This is a genomic window from Campylobacter sp. BCW_6871 (assembly GCF_001762325.1).
Lineage (GTDB): Bacteria > Campylobacterota > Campylobacteria > Campylobacterales > Campylobacteraceae > Campylobacter_D > Campylobacter_D jejuni.
Genome location: NZ_MJWQ01000065.1, coordinates 63,215 through 80,301, shown reverse-complemented (window position 1 = coordinate 80,301; position 17,087 = coordinate 63,215). Strand labels below are relative to the sequence as shown.

Annotated in this window: 18 protein-coding genes; 9 read left to right on the top strand and 9 right to left on the bottom strand. The window is 29.6% G+C overall.

What is annotated here, in order from left to right:
- The first annotated feature begins 43 nt into the window (after positions 1–43).
- The 4 genes from AJ930_RS07185 to AJ930_RS07170 are packed head-to-tail and all read left to right on the top strand — an operon-like array spanning position 44 to position 3,969.
- Positions 44–670: a 5-formyltetrahydrofolate cyclo-ligase gene (locus AJ930_RS07185; RefSeq protein ID WP_044779072.1), complete on the top strand. Its 627-nt coding sequence runs from the start codon at positions 44–46 to the stop codon at positions 668–670.
- On the top strand, positions 591–2,144 hold the full coding sequence (rny, locus tag AJ930_RS07180; RefSeq protein WP_070275091.1) for a ribonuclease Y: 1,554 nt from the start codon (positions 591–593) through the stop codon (positions 2,142–2,144). The genes AJ930_RS07185 and rny overlap by 80 nt, the downstream gene beginning before the upstream one ends.
- Before the next feature lie 8 nt (positions 2,145–2,152).
- Positions 2,153–2,710, top strand: a complete 558-nt coding sequence (locus tag AJ930_RS07175) for a DedA family protein (protein ID WP_070275090.1) — start codon at positions 2,153–2,155, stop codon at positions 2,708–2,710.
- Positions 2,710–3,969, top strand: a complete 1,260-nt coding sequence (locus AJ930_RS07170) for a ComEC/Rec2 family competence protein (protein ID WP_044780092.1) — start codon at positions 2,710–2,712, stop codon at positions 3,967–3,969. Before AJ930_RS07175 ends, AJ930_RS07170 begins: the two co-directional genes overlap by 1 nt.
- On the opposite strand, the gene AJ930_RS07165 is transcribed toward AJ930_RS07170, so the two are convergent.
- The 3 genes from AJ930_RS07165 to AJ930_RS07155 are packed head-to-tail and all read right to left on the bottom strand — an operon-like array spanning position 3,913 to position 6,833.
- Entirely contained in the window at positions 3,913–4,719 is an 807-nt protein-coding gene (locus AJ930_RS07165; RefSeq protein ID WP_044779068.1) for a YihY/virulence factor BrkB family protein, read from the bottom strand. The two genes, AJ930_RS07170 and AJ930_RS07165, sit on opposite strands and share 57 nt — an antisense overlap.
- A gap of 3 nt (positions 4,720–4,722) precedes the next feature.
- Positions 4,723–6,105, bottom strand: coding sequence for an FAD-linked oxidase C-terminal domain-containing protein (locus AJ930_RS07160; RefSeq protein ID WP_070275089.1), 1,383 nt, complete (start codon positions 6,103–6,105; stop codon positions 4,723–4,725).
- Positions 6,106–6,107: 2 nt separating this feature from the next.
- Complete coding sequence (locus tag AJ930_RS07155; protein ID WP_002853792.1) at positions 6,108–6,833, bottom strand: plasminogen-binding N-terminal domain-containing protein; 726 nt, start codon at positions 6,831–6,833, stop codon at positions 6,108–6,110.
- Positions 6,834–6,954: 121 nt separating this feature from the next.
- Here AJ930_RS07155 and AJ930_RS07150 point away from each other — a divergent pair, with 121 nt between their 5' ends.
- Positions 6,955–8,115: a M23 family metallopeptidase gene (locus tag AJ930_RS07150; protein WP_070248819.1), complete on the top strand. Its 1,161-nt coding sequence runs from the start codon at positions 6,955–6,957 to the stop codon at positions 8,113–8,115.
- Here AJ930_RS07150 and AJ930_RS07145 read toward each other — a convergent pair.
- From AJ930_RS07145 to AJ930_RS07130, 4 genes are read right to left on the bottom strand one after another with little or no spacing between them, the layout of a single operon-like run.
- Positions 8,112–8,315, bottom strand: a complete 204-nt coding sequence (locus AJ930_RS07145) for a hypothetical protein (RefSeq protein WP_002853612.1) — start codon at positions 8,313–8,315, stop codon at positions 8,112–8,114. The two genes, AJ930_RS07150 and AJ930_RS07145, sit on opposite strands and share 4 nt — an antisense overlap.
- A gap of 1 nt (position 8,316) precedes the next feature.
- Positions 8,317–8,997, bottom strand: a complete 681-nt coding sequence (locus AJ930_RS07140) for a polyphenol oxidase family protein (RefSeq protein WP_002880585.1) — start codon at positions 8,995–8,997, stop codon at positions 8,317–8,319.
- Positions 8,961–9,572 carry a riboflavin synthase gene (locus AJ930_RS07135; protein WP_070275088.1) on the bottom strand — a complete coding sequence of 204 codons (612 nt, stop codon included), beginning with the start codon at positions 9,570–9,572 and terminating at the stop codon, positions 8,961–8,963. The genes AJ930_RS07140 and AJ930_RS07135 overlap by 37 nt, the downstream gene beginning before the upstream one ends.
- Before the next feature lie 8 nt (positions 9,573–9,580).
- Complete coding sequence (locus AJ930_RS07130; protein ID WP_070275087.1) at positions 9,581–12,121, bottom strand: hypothetical protein; 2,541 nt, start codon at positions 12,119–12,121, stop codon at positions 9,581–9,583.
- A 161-nt stretch (positions 12,122–12,282) separates the two neighbouring features.
- On the opposite strand from AJ930_RS07130, the gene groES reads away from it, so the two are divergent.
- Both groES and groL read left to right on the top strand, forming a co-directional pair.
- Complete coding sequence (gene groES, locus AJ930_RS07125) at positions 12,283–12,543, top strand: co-chaperone GroES (RefSeq protein ID WP_002825273.1); 261 nt, start codon at positions 12,283–12,285, stop codon at positions 12,541–12,543.
- Between the two features lie 19 nt (positions 12,544–12,562).
- Positions 12,563–14,209: a chaperonin GroEL gene (gene groL, locus AJ930_RS07120; RefSeq protein WP_070275086.1), complete on the top strand. Its 1,647-nt coding sequence runs from the start codon at positions 12,563–12,565 to the stop codon at positions 14,207–14,209.
- Between the two features lie 42 nt (positions 14,210–14,251).
- Here the strand turns inward: groL and dccS are convergent, their stop codons facing one another.
- Together dccS and dccR are read right to left on the bottom strand one after the other, a co-directional pair.
- Entirely contained in the window at positions 14,252–15,442 is a 1,191-nt protein-coding gene (dccS, locus tag AJ930_RS07115; RefSeq protein WP_070275085.1) for a two-component system sensor histidine kinase DccS, read from the bottom strand.
- The gene (dccR, locus tag AJ930_RS07110; protein ID WP_070275084.1) at positions 15,435–16,100 is read right to left on the bottom strand and encodes a two-component system response regulator DccR; all 666 of its coding nucleotides are present in this window, start codon (positions 16,098–16,100) and stop codon (positions 15,435–15,437) included. Before dccR ends, dccS begins: the two co-directional genes overlap by 8 nt.
- 148 nt (positions 16,101–16,248) lie before the next feature.
- Between dccR and AJ930_RS07105 the strand changes: the two genes are divergently transcribed.
- Both AJ930_RS07105 and AJ930_RS10555 read left to right on the top strand, forming a co-directional pair.
- Complete coding sequence (locus AJ930_RS07105; protein WP_002861919.1) at positions 16,249–16,848, top strand: bacteriohemerythrin; 600 nt, start codon at positions 16,249–16,251, stop codon at positions 16,846–16,848.
- Positions 16,849–16,858: 10 nt separating this feature from the next.
- A partial coding sequence (locus tag AJ930_RS10555) for a ribbon-helix-helix domain-containing protein (RefSeq protein WP_070275083.1) occupies positions 16,859–17,087 on the top strand: 229 nt, incomplete at its 3' end.

Below are 17,087 nucleotides of genomic sequence, written 5' to 3'. Positions count from 1 at the left end.
AATTATAACATATATAAGATAATATTTTTTTAAAGGCATATTAATGGAAAAAACAGATTTTAGGGCATTGCAAAAAATACGCCTTTTCAAACATTCAAAACTAAATTTCAAACAAGATTATAAAATATTTAAAGAATGTCTTAAAATAATAAAACTATTTAAAGCTAAAAATATTTTAATTTTTATTCCCTTGCATTATGAACCAAACTTAATAAAATTTCGCCATATTCTTAATAAAAATTACAAACTTTTTGTTCCATTTATGCAAGATAAAAGTTTAAAAATTGTAAAATTAAGATTGCCTTTTATTAAAAAAAGGTTTGGGGTTTTAGAGCCTATAGATTCTTTTTTTAAAGCAAAAATTGATTTAGCTATTGTGCCTGTAATTGGCGTCGATAAAAATTTAAAAAGAATAGGACATGGGCAAGGTTTTTATGATAGATTTTTTGAAAATTTAAATTACAAACCTCATATAATATTTGTCCAAAGTATAGATGCTTTAAGTCAAAATAATCTAACACAAAAGCATGATATTTCAGGAAAATTATACATAAACCCTTATAAAAAATATTACAAGAAAGAAAGAAAAAATGATAGAATCACTTATCGCATTTATAGCCGCTATAGTCGGACTCGGTATAGGATATTTAGTTGCAAAAAAAATCAATGATGCCAAATATGAAATTTTCGTAGAGCAAGCTAAAGCTAAAGCCAAAGCTATAGAATACGAAGCAGAGCTTATTTTAAAAGATGCAAAAAATTCAATTCTTAATGCAGAATTAGAAGTTAAAAAAAAATATGAAGAAAAAACTCACAAAATTCAAAAAGATTTTAATCAAAAATTTGATGATCTTTCTAAAAAAGAACAAAAACTTCAGCAAGAAGAAGAAAAACTAAAAGAAGATAAAGAATACCTTTGCAAGTCAAAAAAACACATTCAAGACTTACAATCTGATGTTGATAAATTAAAAAATAAATATCAAGAAAAACTTGACGATGTTTTAAAAATTTTAGAACATTCTACAGGACTTACACAAAATGAAGCTAAAGCAATCATTCTTAAAAAAGTAGAAGAAAATTCTCGCGAGCAAATTGCACATATAGTAAGAAAATATGAAGAAGAAGCAAAAAATGAAGCCAAAAGAAAAGCTAATTTCATCATTGCTCAAGCTACCTCTCGTTTTGCAGGTGAATTTGCAGCTGAAAGACTTATCAATGTTATTAACATTAAAAACGATGAACTTAAAGGACGTATCATTGGTAAAGAAGGACGCAATGTTAAAACCTTAGAAATGGTTTTAGGTGTTGATATTATCATCGATGATACACCAGGTGCTATTATAGTAAGCTGTTTTAATCTTTATCGCCGTGCTATTGCTACAAAAGTTATAGAGCTTTTAGTTGAAGATGGCAGAATTCAACCCGCGCGCATAGAAGAAATTCACGAAAAAGTATGCAAAGAATTTGATAGCGCTATTCTAGAAGAAGGAGAAACCATAGTTATGGATCTAGGTTTAAATAAAATACACCCTGAAATTGTAAAACTCATAGGGAAACTCAAATACCGAGCAAGCTATGGACAAAACGCTTTAGCACATTCTTTGGAAGTGGCTCACCTTGCAGGAATCATTGCTGCTGAGTGTGGTGGAGATGAGAATTTAGCACGTCGTGCGGGAATTTTACATGATATAGGAAAAGCATTAACCCATGATTTTGAAGGATCTCATGTGGATTTAGGTGCAGAACTTTGCAAACGCTACAAAGAGCATCCTGTAGTAATCAATGCTATTTACGCACATCATGGACACGAAGAAGCTACAAGCATAGAATCAGCAGCTGTTTGCGCAGCAGATACTTTAAGTGCTGCACGACCTGGAGCTAGAAGAGAAGTGTTAGAAGCTTTCTTAAAAAGAGTCAGTGAGCTAGAAGATATCGCTAAAAGTAAAGAAGGAATTAAAAATGCCTATGCAATCAATGCCGGAAGAGAGATTCGCGTCATAGCCAATGCTCAGCTTGTTAATGATGATGAAAGTGTACTTTTAGCTAAGGAAATAGCAGCTGAAATTCAAGAAAAAATGCAATATCCTGGTGAAATTAAAGTCAATGTTATACGTGAACTTAGAGCTGTAGAATACGCTAAATAAGGTTTATTATGCAAGATATGATTGATACTTTAATAAAATATGGTTATATTGTTTTATTCTTTTACTCTTTAGGAGGTGGAATGGTTGGAATTTTAGCTGCAGGAGTTTTAAGTTCTCAAGGAAAAATGGATCTTAGTTTTTGTATTGCTCTTGCTTTTATTGCTAATACCATAGGTTCAACTTTGCTTTTTATACTTGGAAAATATTATAAAAAAGACATTATGCCTTATTTTAAAAAACACCGACGCAAGATAGCCCTTGCTATGATGAAAACAAAACAACACGGAATTATTTTACTTGTAACTCAAAAATTTATTTATGGTTTAAAAACTTTCATTCCTATAGCTGCAGGTATGGCAAAATATAATTTTATTAAATTTTTTATTATCAATACTCTAGCTAGTTTGATATGGGCTATTGTTCTAGGTTTTGCTGCTTATACTTTTGGGTATGTTATTGAAGCAATTTTTGATAAACTGAGTTTATATCCTTATGCTGCTCCTTTATTTTTATTATTTTTAGCTGGAATAATTTGGTTTTATTTAAGTAAATTTTCCAAAAAATAATGTCTCTATGGAATTCTTTTTTTTACTCTTTTAAAGAATTTCATTATTTATTTTTATCTGTTGTTATTATTTTTATTTTTAATATCCTTTTAGAATATAATAATTTTTTAAACTTTAAAAACCAAAAACATTACTTTATAAGTAACGCTCTATTAACGCACCAATATATAAAATATAATAAAAAAAATAAAAAATACTGGGTTTTAAAGCTACAAACTGAAAACTTCACTTTTTATACTACAAGTTTTAAGGATTTAAATTTAAGCAAGAATCAACTTTTAAGCCTTAGAATTATCACCCATAATATTAACTTTAAAGACTATCTGAGCAAAAGTTTTTATGCACCTTCTTATGATTTTAAAAAATTAAAAGAAAAAGAATACAATCCCATTATATCTTACTTCTTAAATCAACATACAAATGAAAAAATTAAAGAATTTTATGGTGCTTTATTTTTTGCACTGCCCATATCTTTAGAGCTTAGAAACGATGTAAATTACTACGGCATAGCACACCTTATAGCAATTAGCGGTTATCACATAGGCTTACTTTTTAGTTTAGTTTTCTTTATTTTAGCTCCAATTTATAGTTTTTTCCAAAAAAGATATTTTCCTTATAGAAATTTACGTTTAGATTTAAGTATTTTAATTTTTACACTACTTTTAGCTTATGCTTGTTTAATAGGGTTTGTCCCTTCTTTTGTGCGCTCCTTGATTATGGCTTTTTGGGTTTTTTATCTATTGTGTAAAAATATAAAAATTATTAATTTCTTTACACTTTTTTGTAGTATTTTATTGTGCATTTCTCTTTACCCTAGACTTTTATTTAGTATTGGATTTTTATTTTCTATTTTAGGTGTTTTTTATATTTTTTTATATATGCATCATTTTGCAAATAAATTTAATAATCTTATAAATATTATTTTGCTTAATATTTGGACTTTTTTTGCTATGGTTTTACCTGTGCTTTATTTTTTTCCACTTATAAGCTACCAACAAATTTTAGGTATTATTTTGAGTGGAATTTTTGTAATATTTTATCCTTTAGTATTATTTTTGCATCTTATAAACTATGGAGATTTGCTCAATTTTATCTTGGATGAATTTTTTAAATTTAAAATTTATGGAACTAATATCCATATCCCGTTTTGGATTTTTATAAGTTATCTTATTGCTTCTTTAATCTCTGTGCGATTTAAATATCTAGCTTTTCTTTGTATTTTTGCGAATTTTATTCCCTTCATTATGATTGTGATTTAGAAAATAATAGAGTTTAAGCCCAAAAAGATAAATAATCCAAGAAATATAAATCCAAATAAAAAAGAATAAAATAGTAGAAAAAGATCCATAAACACTAGCGTATGTTTTATTATATACCACATAATATACAAATAAATTTTTTCCTATATACCAAATAGCACCCGCTCCAAAAGATACTAAAGCTAAACTTTTAAGAGTTCCCTTATGAACAGAACTTGAATAAGATATAAAAAATAAACCCCAAATAATTACAAAGGGTAAAATTTCAAAAAAATTAAACCCTATTTTATAATCATCTAAAGTTTGTTGGATAAAACCTGAAATATAAAAACTAAGCCCAAGCCCTAAAGGAACAAGAGTCAAAAGAGTCCAATAAGAACTAATGCTTTGCCAAAGTCCTTTAGGTTCATTTTTAGTAATGCGATTGATTACAAAATCATAGCCTGAAAAAAAAGCTAAAGAAGTAAATGCCATAGCAATAAGACCTACAATACCCAAATTTACACTATTTTTTAAAAAAGTATCGATGTAAGTAGCAACAATATCTTGTTGCGTTGGTATTAAAAAAGCAAAAATTACTTGCTTTGCTTTTTCATAATAAGCTTTAAAACTAGAAATTTGCGTAAAAACAGAAAAACATACAAATAAAATAGGTATTAAAGATAATACAGTATAAAAACTAAGCGCTGCTGCATAATTTAAAATTTCCTTATCACGCAAATTTAGCAAAATAGTAAAAAAATTTTTCAACTTCTAAAGTCCCATTTTAAAAGGATTTAGTATATTATTTGGATCAAAAGCTTTTTTAATATTTCTCATTAAATTCATTTCGGCTTCAGAAAAAGCTAAATTCATAAAAGGTGCTTTAGAGAGTCCGATACCATGCTCTCCGCTTAAAGTTCCTCCAAGTTTCACTGTTAATTTAAAAATCTCTTCCACAGCTTCATAGCCTTTTTTCACTTGCTCTTGATCATTTTTATCAGGAACCATCACATTAGTATGCACATTTCCATCCCCTGTATGCCCAAAACAAGGAATTTTAAAACCATATCTTTTAGAAATCTCATCTATACCTTCAAGCAAGGCAGGTAGTTTAGAACGCGGAACTGTAATATCTTCATTAAGTTTTAAAGTTCCATACATGGCAATGCTTTGAGAACAATTTCTTCTAGCAAACCAAATATCTGCGGCTTCTTGTTCGTCTTTTGCTATTTTAAATTCACTAGCTCCAGCTTCTAAAAAATAATGTTCTAAATTTCTTAAATCCTCATCAATAGCTTCTTTAACATTACCATCCACATCAGCAATCAAAATAGCGCCAGCTTCTATAGGCAAACCTTTATTAAATTTACTCTCAACCGCTCTAATGCTAAGATTGTCTAAAAATTCCATAGATACAGGACTTACACCGCTAGCAAGACTTTTGTAAACCGCATTCATAGCACTTTTTACACTTGGAAAAATAGCAAAAGCGGTTTTTTTGAATTTAGGTAAAGGCATTAATTTTAAAGTAAGCTCACTTAAAACTGCCAAAGAACCTTCACTAGCGATTAAAATTCCTGCCAAATTATAACCTGCCACATCTTTAATAGTGCGTTTTCCTGCACGAATGATTTCTCCGCTAGGCAAAACAGCCCTTAAAGCCATCACATAATCTTTTGTAATGCCATATTTTGCAGCTCTCATTCCCCCAGCATTTTCGCTTACATTACCCCCTAAGCTAGAATACTCCATGCTAGCAGGGTCAGGCGGGTAAAAAAGTCCGTATTTAGCCACTTCTTTTTGTAAATGTATATTAATAACCCCAGGTTGCACAACAGCCACTAAATTTTCAAGATCAATTTCTAAAATTTTATTCATATGCTTTTCAAAAGCAAGCACCATCCCGCCATTAACAGCTAAAGCTCCTCCTGTAAAACCAGATCCTGAGCCTCGCGGTATGACTATGATATTATTTTCATTGCAAAATTTTAAAATTTGAGCAATATCTTCTTCATTTCTTGGAAAAAGAACCCCATCGGGTAAATAATGCTTTTTTGTCGCATCATAGCTATAAGCTCTTTTGTGAATTTCATCAAAATAAGCGTTTTCTTCTCCTAAAAATCGTTTAAAATATTGTTCAAATTCTTTTTTCATGTTTATTGCACCTTAGGAAGATTAATCAAAGCATCATAATACCTATAATAATTTCCTATTTCTTGAGAGTTAAAATCAAAAAAATTACTTTTATATCCACCTATACGAGAATAAAAAGGAACCTGAACGCTAGTTGGCTTGCTTATAGGCACTTCATAAAGCTTATTAAAATCTTGACAATCTACAACTTCTGCTTGATTTTCCAAAGCCACAACCAAAATGCCAACCGCATTATCATCACAAAATTGCCTAAAATCTGAACGCTTAGGAGAAAGAGTGGCCGTTCTAATTAATTGTGCTCCAAAAATGTCAATATGGGTAAAATATATCTGCGGAAATTCTCTAACAAGTTCATTATAAGTTTGTTCATCAGGAGCAATTACCAATCCTCTATCATAAAGAAAATTTAAAACAACCTCATCACCTACTTTAGGTAAAACATTTGGCAAAGGCAAAGCATCTTGCTTAAGAGCTGAAAAAACGCTAAATTCTAATTTTGCCAAACCATTTTTTTTATCTATAACACTTGCTCTAGCGATGATACTTTGCGAATTGCTAAAATGTTGTACTACTACGCCACTTGAATAAAGTTTTATATCATCACTATCTTTAATATAACCATAAATATCATCAACTTTTACAAGTTCACTTTTTATAGGTTTTAAATCAAATCCAACCGCAAAGAGGCTAAGGTTTAAAGCTAAAAAACACACTATAGTTTTAAACAAATTTGCTCCTTAAATAAAAATTTATAGAATTATAATCCTTTTTTGTTAAGCAATTGTAAGAAAAATAAAGTAAAATATAGCTTTCAAATTTCAAAATTCTTTTAAAAATTAAGGTTATCTCATGAAAAAATTATTGCTTTTATTTATTTTTGTTGTTCAAAGTTTTGCAGCTTTAAGTGTTGAAGAGCTAACTTGGGATAATGGAGATACCTTACTTAAATTCTTACAAAGAAATTCCATACCTATGTCGCTTTATTATGGACTTGATAGAGAAGATCAAGAGCTTGCTTCTGATATAGCCTACAAAATAAAATATCAAGTTTTAAAAGATGAAAACAACAACATAGAACAAGTTTTAATTCCAATTAGTGATGATTTACAAATTCATATCTATAAAGATAAAGGTGGACAATACACTCTTGCTTTTACTCCTGTATCTTATCAAAAAGAAGATAGAATTTTACATTTAACCATTAAAAGCTCTGCTTATCAAGATGTCTATGAAGAAAGTGGTAGCAGCACTTTAGCTCGTGCTATGGTTCGTGCTTTTCGAGGAAGTATAAATTTTCGCAATATCCAAAAAGGTGATGAAGTAACCCTATATTATGAACAAAAAAGACGCATGGGTAAACTTTGGGGTGATATAAATATAAAAATGGCAATGGTAGAAATCAATAAAAGCGCAAGAGAAGTCTTTTCTTATAATGATATATTCTATGATCGTGATGGCAAAGAATTGGAATCTTTTTTGCTTACAAAACCTGTGAATTACACTAGAATTTCTTCTCCTTTTACAACAGCAAGATATCATCCTATATTAAAACGCTATCGCGCCCATCTTGGTATAGACTATGCTGCACCTACCGGAACCCCCGTGAAAAGTGCTGGCAAAGGAGTAGTAACCTTTATAGGCACAAAAGGTGGTTATGGAAATGTAATTCAAATCAAGCATGACTCAGGTTATATGACTTTATATGCTCATCTTAGTCGTTTTGCAAAAATTAAAAACGGACAAAAGGTAAATCAAGGACAAGTAATTGCATATGTTGGTTCAACTGGTATGAGCACAGGTCCTCATTTGCATTTTGGAGTATATTTAAATAATAGAGCTATAAATCCTGCATCTGTTGTAAAAATCGCCAAATCAGAACTTAGTGGAAAAGCGAAAGAGAATTTTAAACATATCATAGCTGGATACGAGCAGGTTGTTAAAGAAGCCCTAGCTTCAAATCAACCCAATCCTCCAAAAGAAGAAGATTTTGAAAACTATATAGAATTTTAATTACTCAACAACGCTTTATCTTTTGCATTGATTAAAGAATTTAGAAGAGTTGCAAGCTCTTCTTTTTCTTTTTCATTAATTTCACAAAAATCCGCATCAATCAATTGTTTCACCAAAGCTTCATTTAGCAAATCCCCATCGCCAAATTCTCTAGCTTTTTGAATGATTTTTAACACTCTTAAATCTTTTCTTTCGTACATTTTAATCCTTTAAATAAACCACACTCACAAAACGCTTAGTCGTTTTATCTCGACGATAAGAAAAAAAACTCTCATCATCAAAGCTACAAATTCCACAATCTTTAATATTTTCAATGCCTAAATTTTGCGCTTGAAATTTTACTAAAGCTTTTAAATCAAGTTTATCGTCTTGAACAAATTCTTTAAATTCTTTTTTAGCAAATTCTAAAATTTCTCCATCTATTTCATAATTTTTAGCACAAATTCCAGGCAGGATAAAAAGATGAAATTTATTTTTATCTAAATGTGAATTTTGCATAGCAATTTGATCAACGCATTCTTTTAGGATATTTTCAAAGCTTCCTTTTCTACCTGAATGCAAAGCTGCTATAATGCCACTTTCATGATATAAAATTAAAGGCAAACAATCCGCACTTAAAACACAAAGAGCAGTATTTTTTTCCTTACTTATAAGCCCATCACAACTGAGATTTTTTAAATTTTTATCATAAATAATAACTTTATGAGAGTGAATTTGATCCATAAAAACACATTTTTCAATGTCTTTAAAACCTAAATGAGAAAATAAATTCTCATTATGAATTTTAGCCCTAAAAACATTATAATCCTTATCAAAAGCACAAAAAATACCGACTTTATCATTTTCTAATAAAGATAAGAAATTCTTTCCACTTCTTCCCATGATAATCCTTTGTTTTTGCCTTGTAATTGTGCATAAATATAACGAGCAAGCAAATCACTTTCTATGTTGATTTTTCTACCTACTTGATAGTCTTTAAAAAGCGTTTCTTTAAAGGTAATAGGAATAATAGTAAGCCTAATACCATTTTTTAAAATTTCATTGATAGTAAGACTTACTCCATCAACACCTATACTTCCTTTTTCTGCCATAAATTTCATAGCTTCTTTAGGTAAAGATATATGAAAATCTACTCCATTTTCATCTTTTTGAATTTTTTCAAGTGTGCCAATAAAATCAATATGTCCTTGCATAAGATGTCCATCAATTCTATCACCGTATCTTAAAGCAGATTCTATATGAACTTTATCTTTTAAATTTTCTATAGCTATATGAGTGCGACTTTCACGAGAAAGCTCCACTTCAAAACCTCCCTTATAAAGTTTTGTCACACTTAAACAAGCTCCATTCACAGCTATACTATCGCCAAAATTTGGGCGATATTTTGCTTTTAAACTTAAAGTATTGTTTTGATAAGATTGAACTTTAGCAATTTCTCTTATGAGTCCATTAAACATTTTTTACCTTAAAAAATCTTATTTAATAATTTATTTACCGCTTTATCTACTTTATCGCCTGTACTTTTAGCACCATCACTCACACCACCACCTACTACATTTTTAATAGAATTTAACACACTTCCTGCATTTAAATTTACTTTAGGGTTTTCCGTAGTTCCTGTAATGCTTCCTTTAAAATTGGCTCTATCGAGTTTAATATCAAAAGGCAAATTTAAAGCCCCGCTTTTAGAATTTAAAGCTCCTGATTGTACTAAAATATAAGAACGATCTGCTTGCATATTAAGATCAAGTTTGATATTTTCTTTTTTAATCAAAGCTTTAGCATTAACAGTGCGATAAACATCATTTGTAATATCTTTTAGCGTTAAAATTTTTAAAGCATTGGTAATAAGATTTGGTTTTAATTTACCCTCTTTCATGTCCAAATTAACCTCGCCTTCTTCGCTTAAAAGATTGTAATTTGCCTTCACATCTGCCTTGCCTTGATAAACATCCATAAAGTCCAAACTTTGAGCTAGACTACTTAAATCCACTCCATTTAAATCAGCAAGCAAAAGGTTATTTTTAAGTGTGCTTTGAAGCTTCCCTTCAAATAAATTTGGACTATTTACAACAAAATTTAAACTCTTATCAAAACCTACCTTTCCATTAAATTCTGCCTTACCTTTAAGTTTTCTATCCAACAAAAAGCCTAGTTTTGAAAAATCATTTATCTTTAGACTAAAATCCGAATTTAAAAGCATTTTGCCTATATCAAAACTTCCTTGTAGTTTTGTAAGATCAGCTAAAGATGAATTTAAAACGGAATCAAATTGAGCGATATTGTTTTTAAAATTAATTTTGGTATTTAAATCATAACTTGTATTGTTTGGAAAATTTTTATTTAAAATTTTACTTAAAGTTGCAGCATTTAATATACCTTTAGCTTCTAAATTTGCTTTACCATTAAGGTTGTTAAAATCGATATTATCTAAATTAACTTTTGCATTAACAATCCCACTGGCATAATTTGGCATACCTGCTATAACAAAAAGTTTAGATAAATCAAGTTTATCAATGTTTAAATCAAGTTTTTTACCATTTGAATCAACCTTGATTACACCATCTGCCAAATTTGCATTTGCATTTAAATTTTGTATTTGAGTGCCTATAATATGAGCTTTTGCAGTAAGATCTGCCTTACCTTGTAATTTTTGTCCTGCTATAGCACTAAACTGAGACAAGTCATCAATAAAAGCATTTAAATCTGTATTTAACTCACTATTTTTTAAATTATAAGTTCCTTGAAGTTTTTTAATATTAAGCAAATTTGAAGCAAGTAAAGCATTGTAAGAAATATTGCTATTTTTTGCATTTGCTTTAGTATCAAGACTAAAAATTGTATTTGGAAGTTCTATTTTGGCTATTTTTTTAAGCTCATTGGTGTTAATCTTTGCATTGTTTATTTTTGCTTCAAGATCGAAATTAGAAAAATCTAAATCCGCATTTAGAAGTTTAGCATTTAAATTTCCAGAAACCAAAGCTCCATATCCTGCAAGAGCTAATAATTTTTCCAAACTTACTTCATTAATATCTGCAAAAATTTTATTATTTTTCAAACTTGCCTTTACCTCTCCACCAAGTCCGATAACTTGAGCATTTAAACTTGATAAGGCATTATTTACAACACTTGTTTGACCTATCACACCCAAACTACCATTTAGTCTAGTTTTTGTAAGTTTTTCAAGCTTTGCAAGAGAAGGAATACTTAAATTAAAATCAGTACTTAAAGCATTCTTGCTAATATCATAAAGAGTTTTTTGGGTTTGTAAGTTAAGATAATCATTGTAAATTTTACTTACAGCATAAATCTTATCTTCTTTAACATTGGCCAAAATTTCTGCTTTAGGATTAGAATTTAAAGGCAAGTCTAAAGAAAAATCTTTTTTTATCGCCTCATAGTTTATATAACTTGTATCAAGTTTTATGATAATATTTCCATCAGGTTTTAAATTCTGTGCTGAAATTTTTGCTTGAGCATTTAAAAAACCTTTAGCGTAACTAGGGTAAGATAAAAGATGAAGTATTTCTTCTACCTTAAGATTTTGCGCATCTAAATTTAAAGCAATAGGATTGTAATTATACATTCTTGCATTTAAAAGTACATTTGAACCTAATAAATAACCTTTTCCATCTAAAGTAAAATCACTTGCTTTACCTTGAATCTTACCGCCAAAAGAAAGGTTTTGATTTAAATTTAAACCTAAATTTTTAGCATAATTTTGATTTAAAGAAATAAGATAGTCAAAATCAAATCCAAGCTTAAAAGGACTCAAAGCTCCCTTGAGATTGAAATCTGCCATATTTGCGATATTTGCTTGCAGTTCAAGACTTGAAAAACGCAAAGTAAAATGCGTGATATTTACGTCTAATCCCGCACTTTCTTTGATCTTTTTTTGCGCTATATTTACCACTATATTATTACCAAAACTTGTGAAAAGTATGGTATAAATAGCAATTAAAAGCACAACAACAAAAGCTATAACTCCATAAAAAATCTTTTTCATTTTTATCCTTTAGTTTATTTTATAAAATAACTTTAGTCTATAAAACTAAACTTTTATAAATATTTTAATTTAAAGTATTGACAAAATTCATTTTTTATAGTATGATTTTATCACTCTAAATAAAAGAGTGCTAAAATCAATATTTTTAAGGATGGACAAAAATGAATTTTCAACCTTTAGGAAAGCGTGTTCTAGTTAAACGCGTTGAAGAAACCAAAACAACAGCCTCAGGCATAATTATACCAGATAATGCTAAAGAAAAGCCTTTAATGGGTGAAGTAGTGGCAGTAAGTAAAGAAATCACTGATATTGCAAATGGTGATAAAATCGTGTTTGCTAAATACGGTGGAACAGAAATTAAACTTGATAATAATGAATATTTAGTTTTAAATTTAGATGATATCTTAGGAATTTTAAAATAATTTATAAAAAGGATAAAAAATGGCAAAAGAAATTATTTTTTCAGATGAAGCAAGAAATAAACTTTATGAGGGCGTTAAAAAACTTAATGACGCGGTAAAAGTAACTATGGGGCCAAGAGGACGCAATGTTTTAATCCAAAAAAGCTTTGGTGCTCCAAGCATTACTAAAGATGGCGTAAGTGTTGCTAAAGAAGTAGAACTTAAAGACAGTCTTGAAAATATGGGTGCTTCACTTGTAAGAGAAGTAGCAAGCAAAACAGCTGATCAAGCAGGGGATGGAACAACTACTGCAACGGTTTTAGCTCATGCAATTTTCAAAGAAGGTTTAAGAAATATCACAGCAGGTGCAAATCCTATTGAAATAAAACGCGGTATGGATAAGGCTTGCGAAGCTATAGTAGGCGAACTTAAAAAACTTTCTCGCGAAGTAAAAGATAAAAAAGAAATTGCACAAGTTGCTACAATCTCAGCCAACTCTGATGAAAAAATCGGAAATTTAATCGCTGATGCTATGGAAAAAGTGGGCAAAGATGGTGTTATCACTGTTGAAGAGGCAAAATCAATCAATGATGAATTAAATGTAGTTGAAGGTATGCAATTTGACAGAGGTTATTTAAGCCCTTATTTTATCACTAATGCAGAAAAAATGACAGTAGAGCTTTCAAGCCCTTATATCCTGCTTTTTGATAAAAAAATTGCAAATTTAAAAGATTTATTACCGGTTTTAGAACAAATTCAAAAAACAGGCAAGCCACTTTTAATTATCGCTGAAGATATTGAAGGTGAAGCGCTTGCAACTTTGGTTGTAAATAAACTTCGCGGTGTTCTTAATATTTCAGCCGTAAAAGCTCCAGGTTTTGGCGATAGAAGAAAAGCTATGCTTGAAGATATAGCAATTTTAACAGGCGGAGAAGTGATTTCTGAAGAACTTGGAAGAACTCTTGAAAGTGCGACCATACAAGATCTTGGACAAGCTTCTAGCGTAATTATCGATAAAGACAATACAACCATAGTAAATGGCGCAGGTGAAAAAGCAAATATCGATGCAAGAGTAAATCAAATCAAAGCACAAATTGCTGAAACAACTTCAGATTATGACAGAGAAAAACTACAAGAAAGACTTGCAAAATTAAGCGGTGGTGTTGCAGTGATTAAAGTAGGTGCAGCAACTGAAACTGAAATGAAAGAGAAAAAAGATCGTGTTGATGATGCTTTAAGTGCTACTAAAGCAGCAGTTGAAGAAGGTATAGTAATTGGTGGTGGTGCAGCACTTATCAAAGCAAAAGCTAAAATCAAACTTGATCTACAAGGCGATGAAGCAATTGGCGCAGCTATCGTTGAAAGAGCTTTAAGAGCACCTTTAAGACAAATTGCTGAAAATGCAGGCTTTGATGCAGGTGTGGTTGTAAATAGCGTAGAAAATGCTAAAGATGAAAACACAGGATTTGATGCTGCAAAAGGTGAATATGTTAATATGCTTGAAAGTGGAATTATCGACCCTGTTAAAGTAGAAAGAGTAGCTTTACTCAATGCAGTTTCTGTAGCTAGTATGCTTTTAACTACTGAAGCAACAATTAGTGAAATTAAAGAAGATAAACCTGCTATGCCGGATATGGGCGGAATGGGCGGAATGGGCGGAATGGGTGGTATGGGCGGAATGATGTAATATCTGCTCTAACCTCTTATCAGCAAGAAAAATTCTTGCTGATTACCAATTTAATTTAAAAACACTCCCTTGATTTTCTACAGATTCGCAAATAATCTTAATATCATTATCATCACAAACTTTTTTTACCAAAGAAAGCCCTATACCAAATCCTCCTTGATCGGTATTAAATCTTGCATATCTATCAAAAATTTGATTTAAATTTGACTTTGAAATTCCACAACCTGTATCCGCAATACTTAAAAAATTGGCTTTCAAAATTATAGAAATTACTCCACCTTTTTTATTGTATTTAATAGCATTGCTTATAAGATTATCAATCAATTTAGAAATTTGATTTTTAGGGGCAAAAATATTTGCTTGATTTAAATCAAGCTTTAGTGTAATTTTTTTTTGCTCAAAAAATACTTTAAAATATTCCAATCTTTCTTCAAGTAGCATTCTTAAATCAAATTTTTGTTTTTCTGTTTCTAAGGTATTAGGAAAATTATAAAAAACAAGATCAGAATACACTTGAGATAAACTTTTTGCAGCAAGCTTAATCCTTGCAAATTTAGCATTATCTCCTAAATTTTGATGATCAAGTTGTTCTATACTCATCAAAATAATACTTAATGGGGTATTGAGTTCATGAGTTGAATCTTTAATAAAACGATTTAGTGTGCTGATTTTATCCTCTAAAGGCTTTAGAGCAATTTTTACTAGAATATAAGATATTAAGCCCAATATGAAAAAAGCCATAATAGCAAAACCAAAAACTTTCGTTCTAATCCAAAAAAGATCTTTACCAACATCTTCACCCTGTATTAAAATTTGCAAACCATCGTTAGTATTTACTTCTTCATTGCTAGAATGTCTTAAAAAATAATGATCTGCACTCATAGGAGCAAGAAAAAAAACCTTATTATCACAAATACCTCTACCTTTAAGCTCTATCTTTGCCTTTCTTAAATCAAAATCTATATTACTAAAAACAATCTTTTTAGCATCAAATATAGCAAATTTTAATGCTGTGCTTTGAGCAATATTTTTTGCACTTATATCTATAGGGGTAAAACGAGAATTTAAGATGCTTATAACAATATTTCTATGATTTTCTCTCAAAGTGGCACCCTTTAAAACAACCAATTCTTCATATAATTTTTGATACCATAATGCAAAAAAAATAGTTAAAAAAATACCTGTAGTTGTTAGGTAGATTAATAAAATTTGCCTAATGACTTTTTTAGCCATAGCAATATCCCCTGCCTCTTTGATTTATAATTTTTTCTTTTCCTAAAATTTTACGTAAATTTTTCACATAAGCCCTTAAACTTAGCTCACTAGGCTCTTCATCATAATCCCAGAGTTCTTCAAAAATTCTCTCTGTGCTTAAAAAGTTGTTTTTATTTTTAAGTAATAAAGACAAAAGCTTAATTTCTTTACTCGGTAAAGTCAAGGCTTTATTATTATAGTAAAGAATTTGTGTAGTAAATTCAAATCTAAATCCATCCCCTAAATCTTCAAAATCTTCATTTTTATGTGAAAAAGCTCTTTTAAGCAAAGCTTTAACCCTAATAGATAGCTCAGCAAGTTCAAAAGGTTTTTTTATATAATCATCACAACCTGCATCAAAGCCTTGTTTTAAATCGTTTGTTGTGTTTAAAGAAGTCATGAAAATTGCTGGGGTTTGCTTTCCGCTTTTTCTTAATTCTTTAAGCAATGAAAATCCATCTCCTAAAGGAACTTTTACATCTAAAATCCAAAGATCAAAATATCTTTCATAAGCTATATCTAAAGATTCTTGCGCATTATTGCATAAAAATACTTCATATCCTTCATCATTTAAAAACTCTTCAATGATCTCACTCAAACTCAAATCATCTTCTAAAAGTAAAATTTTAGCAGCCATAATTTAAATCTTTCTAATTTCAAATCTCTTAAAATATATATCATTGTATCAAAATTCCTATCAATTATTTAATAAAATTTCATTTTTATTTAATTTATTTTTATCTATAATCCTTTTATATAAATAAATTTTTCCTTAAGGAGTTAAAATGCTTCCAAAATGGGATAATAGCTATAGTGTGCACAATGCTAAAATTGACGAACAACATAAAAAGCTTTTTGAACTTGCTGCAAAAGTTGAAGTTGTATCAGATAGATCTGTAAGTAAAAATGAAGTCAAAGAACTTTTGGCTGAATTTTTTAATTATATGAAAGATCACTTTAATGATGAAGAAAAATACATGCAGCTAATAGGCTATCCAAATTTAGAAGAACATCGAAAAATACATAAAGAAATCATCCAAACCATGATTAATTTAATCAAAGATATCAAATCAACCAATGATCTTAAAGAAAAACTTTATATAGTGGCTAAAAAGTGGCTTTTAGAACACATACTATACGAAGACATGAAAGTTGAAAAATGGAGAAGTTCTTCTTTATCTACAGATGATGGCAGTGATATTAGCTTTGAAGCAGCAGAAGATGAAGATAATGAGCATCCACAATTTTATCTTTATATCTGTAATTGTCCTGGTAAAATTCACGATGTTCCTTATAACATTCATCAAAAAATAGAACTACAAGGTCACAAATTTACCTGCAAAACTTGTAAGCAAATTATAAAATTTTACAAAAAACATTCTTAAGGAGGATAAAATGAAACACAATGTAAAAACTTATTCTTTTAGAATGCCTTTAGAGCTTAAGGAGCGTTTGGATAATTTAAGTAAAAATCTTTCTAAGCCAAAATCAGCTATAATAAAAGAAGCTATAGAAGCTTATCTTAATGAAGTTGAAGATTTTTCTTTTGCTGTTAATGCCCTAGAAGAACTTAAAGATGGGGATTATCAAAAGGCAAGTAAAAAAATAGATAAAATTGTCAAAA

Excerpts from the sequence above, each read along its gene's own strand:
- AJ930_RS07185 (WP_044779072.1), top strand. The coding sequence starts at position 44 with ATGGAAAAAACAGATTTTAGGGCATTGCAAAAAATACGCCTTTTCAAA.
- rny (WP_070275091.1), top strand. The coding sequence starts at position 591 with ATGATAGAATCACTTATCGCATTTATAGCCGCTATAGTCGGACTCGGT.
- AJ930_RS07175 (WP_070275090.1), top strand. The coding sequence starts at position 2,153 with ATGCAAGATATGATTGATACTTTAATAAAATATGGTTATATTGTTTTA.
- AJ930_RS07170 (WP_044780092.1), top strand. The coding sequence starts at position 2,710 with ATGTCTCTATGGAATTCTTTTTTTTACTCTTTTAAAGAATTTCATTAT.
- AJ930_RS07160 (WP_070275089.1), bottom strand. The coding sequence starts at position 6,105 with ATGAAAAAAGAATTTGAACAATATTTTAAACGATTTTTAGGAGAAGAA.
- AJ930_RS07150 (WP_070248819.1), top strand. The coding sequence starts at position 6,955 with ATGAAAAAATTATTGCTTTTATTTATTTTTGTTGTTCAAAGTTTTGCA.
- AJ930_RS07145 (WP_002853612.1), bottom strand. The coding sequence starts at position 8,315 with ATGTACGAAAGAAAAGATTTAAGAGTGTTAAAAATCATTCAAAAAGCT.
- AJ930_RS07140 (WP_002880585.1), bottom strand. The coding sequence starts at position 8,997 with ATGGGAAGAAGTGGAAAGAATTTCTTATCTTTATTAGAAAATGATAAA.
- AJ930_RS07135 (WP_070275088.1), bottom strand. The coding sequence starts at position 9,572 with ATGTTTAATGGACTCATAAGAGAAATTGCTAAAGTTCAATCTTATCAA.
- AJ930_RS07130 (WP_070275087.1), bottom strand. The coding sequence starts at position 12,121 with ATGAAAAAGATTTTTTATGGAGTTATAGCTTTTGTTGTTGTGCTTTTA.
- groES (WP_002825273.1), top strand. The coding sequence starts at position 12,283 with ATGAATTTTCAACCTTTAGGAAAGCGTGTTCTAGTTAAACGCGTTGAA.
- groL (WP_070275086.1), top strand. The coding sequence starts at position 12,563 with ATGGCAAAAGAAATTATTTTTTCAGATGAAGCAAGAAATAAACTTTAT.
- dccS (WP_070275085.1), bottom strand. The coding sequence starts at position 15,442 with ATGGCTAAAAAAGTCATTAGGCAAATTTTATTAATCTACCTAACAACT.
- dccR (WP_070275084.1), bottom strand. The coding sequence starts at position 16,100 with ATGGCTGCTAAAATTTTACTTTTAGAAGATGATTTGAGTTTGAGTGAG.
- AJ930_RS07105 (WP_002861919.1), top strand. The coding sequence starts at position 16,249 with ATGCTTCCAAAATGGGATAATAGCTATAGTGTGCACAATGCTAAAATT.